The sequence below is a fragment of the Methylorubrum podarium genome (assembly GCF_022179745.1).
In the GTDB taxonomy this organism is placed as follows: Bacteria; Pseudomonadota; Alphaproteobacteria; order Rhizobiales; family Beijerinckiaceae; genus Methylobacterium; species Methylobacterium podarium.
In genome coordinates this window covers 1-2,103 of the sequence record NZ_BPRD01000646.1, presented here as the reverse complement: position 1 = coordinate 2,103, position 2,103 = coordinate 1, and the positions used below count along the sequence as shown (strand labels likewise).

At 62.9% G+C, this 2,103-nt stretch carries 4 protein-coding genes; 2 read left to right on the top strand and 2 right to left on the bottom strand.

Annotation, left to right across the window (positions count from 1 at the left end):
- Window positions 1-259: UDP binding domain-containing protein (locus MFF42_RS25230; protein ID WP_283206924.1), on the top strand; the 259-nt coding region annotated here is incomplete at its 5' end.
- On the opposite strand, the gene MFF42_RS26630 is transcribed toward MFF42_RS25230, so the two are convergent.
- Window positions 217-321: a KGG domain-containing protein gene (locus MFF42_RS26630; protein ID WP_373875227.1), complete on the bottom strand. Its 105-nt coding sequence runs from the start codon at window positions 319-321 to the stop codon at window positions 217-219. The genes MFF42_RS25230 and MFF42_RS26630 overlap by 43 nt on opposite strands.
- A gap of 94 nt (window positions 322-415) precedes the next feature.
- On the opposite strand from MFF42_RS26630, the gene MFF42_RS25225 reads away from it, so the two are divergent.
- Window positions 416-1,378 (top strand): UDP-glucuronic acid decarboxylase family protein, encoded by a 963-nt coding sequence (locus MFF42_RS25225; protein ID WP_238258720.1) that lies wholly within the window; start codon window positions 416-418, stop codon window positions 1,376-1,378.
- Between the two features lie 127 nt (window positions 1,379-1,505).
- Here MFF42_RS25225 and MFF42_RS25220 read toward each other — a convergent pair whose 3' ends face one another.
- Window positions 1,506-1,856, bottom strand: coding sequence for a hypothetical protein (locus MFF42_RS25220; protein WP_238258719.1), 351 nt, complete (start codon window positions 1,854-1,856; stop codon window positions 1,506-1,508).
- Window positions 1,857-2,103 lie beyond the last annotated feature (247 nt).

Genomic DNA, 2,103 nt, shown 5'->3' with positions numbered 1-2,103 from the left:
GGGGATGGAGCAGGCGCGGCCGCTGCTGCAGGGCGTGGCCTACGCCGAGGACGCCTATGCCTGCGCGGAGGGGGCGGACGCGCTGGTGATCGTGACGGAGTGGAACGCGTTCCGCGCGCTGGATCTGGCGCGGCTGAAGGCGCTGATGGCCGCCCCCGTCCTCGTCGACCTGCGCAACGTCTACGGCACCGAAGACATGGAGCGGCAGGGCTTCACCTATGTCGGTGTCGGCGGCGCCGACCGGCGTCTCGAACTCTGACGGCCCGCTTCCCGGACCTTCTCAGAGGGTCGCTTTTCAAAGCCGATGACATCTCGGTGCAGGGAATGACCGGCCGCTCAAGCGGCGGCCGGACCGCCTCCACAGAGTTTCGAGCCTGATGACGGCTCACCGTTCTTTCGTCCGAGGGTCCTGATCATGCAGTACGGCACCGTGAAAAAGATCCTCGTGACCGGTGGCGCTGGCTTTCTCGGCTCGCACCTGTGCGACGTGCTGGTCAAGGAGGGGCACGAAGTTCTCTGCGTGGACAACTTCTTCACAGGGACGCGCAACAACGTCCACCATCTGCTGGACTACCGTAATTTCGAATTGATGCGCCACGACGTGACGTTCCCGCTCTACGTCGAGGTCGACGAGATCTACAATCTCGCCTGCCCGGCTTCGCCGATCCACTATCAGTTCGATCCGGTCCAGACGACGAAGACGAGCGTCCACGGCGCCATCAACATGCTCGGGCTCGCCAAGCGGGTGAAGGCGCGCATCCTTCAGGCATCGACCTCCGAGGTCTACGGCGATCCCGAAGTCCATCCCCAGACGGAATCCTACTGGGGCCGCGTCAATCCGATCGGCTATCGGTCCTGCTACGATGAGGGCAAGCGCTGCGCCGAGACGTTGTTCTTCGACTACCATCGCCAGCACAATCTCGACATCAAGGTCGTGCGGATCTTCAACACCTATGGTCCGCGCATGCACCCGAATGACGGGCGGGTCGTGTCCAACATCATCGTCCAGGCGCTGAAGGGCGAGGACATCACGATCTACGGCGACGGACAGCAGACCCGGTCATTCTGCTACGTCGATGACCTGATCGCCGCGATGGTTCGGATGATGGGCACCGAGAACGGCTTCACCGGACCGGTCAATATCGGGAATCCGGGCGAATTCACCATCCGCGAACTGGCGGAGCTCGTCGTCGATCTCACCGGTACCCGCTCCGCCATCGTCTACCGGCCCTTGCCGTCCGATGATCCGAAGCAGCGCCGCCCCGATATCGGCCTCGCCATGGACAAGCTCGACTGGCGGCCCCAGATCGAGCTGAGGAGCGGCCTCGTGAAGACGATCGGCTACTTCGATGATCTTCTGAAGAACAACACGTTGTAGAAGCACGAGAGCGAGGAGCCGTGACGCCTGTCGAGATCAGGGCGTGACGGCTCCGCGAGGGGCCGCTGACGGCGATCCTTCGTCGCTCGGGCGCCGCGCGCGCGCGATCCCGGTCGTGCGCCGTCCGTCAAGGAACGAAGCGCTCGTCGAAGGTGAAGTCGAACTGCGCGCCCCCGGACCGGACACCGAGAAGGACGGTCTCCTGGGAATAGGGTCGCGTGCGGACCGGGCGACACGAGAGATTCGAGTTCTTGTAGCAGACCGTCGAGGCGATCGCGCGCGAACAGCGGTTCTCCAGCGTCACGAGATGATGGTAGCTGCCCGTCATGACGAGGTCCGGGCGGGACGTGCTCCTGACCTCCAGGCACGGCTTTCCGGCGGCGTTCCGCAGCGTGATCGACTTCTCGATCGCGAAGGCATCGGCGGCCGACAGCGACACGAACGACAGGGTGAATGCGGCCAGACGTCTGAAGCGCATCGTGCTCGTTCCGGGCATCTTCGCAGGTCTTTCGTCGCGTATCCGCCGCTTCCGACGAGGCGCGGGGCGGGGATGAACCGAGAGTTTTCGAGTATATGCTGGGGTATCGAATAAAAATACGTATTTGTCGGCATCATTCAAAATCACAGGGTTTTTTCTCGGCCCGGTGAGCACGCATTCATCGAATGCCGGTGAAGATCTGTCATGGACTTGCCTCCGACTGCCATCCGAGGCAAGTCCATGACAG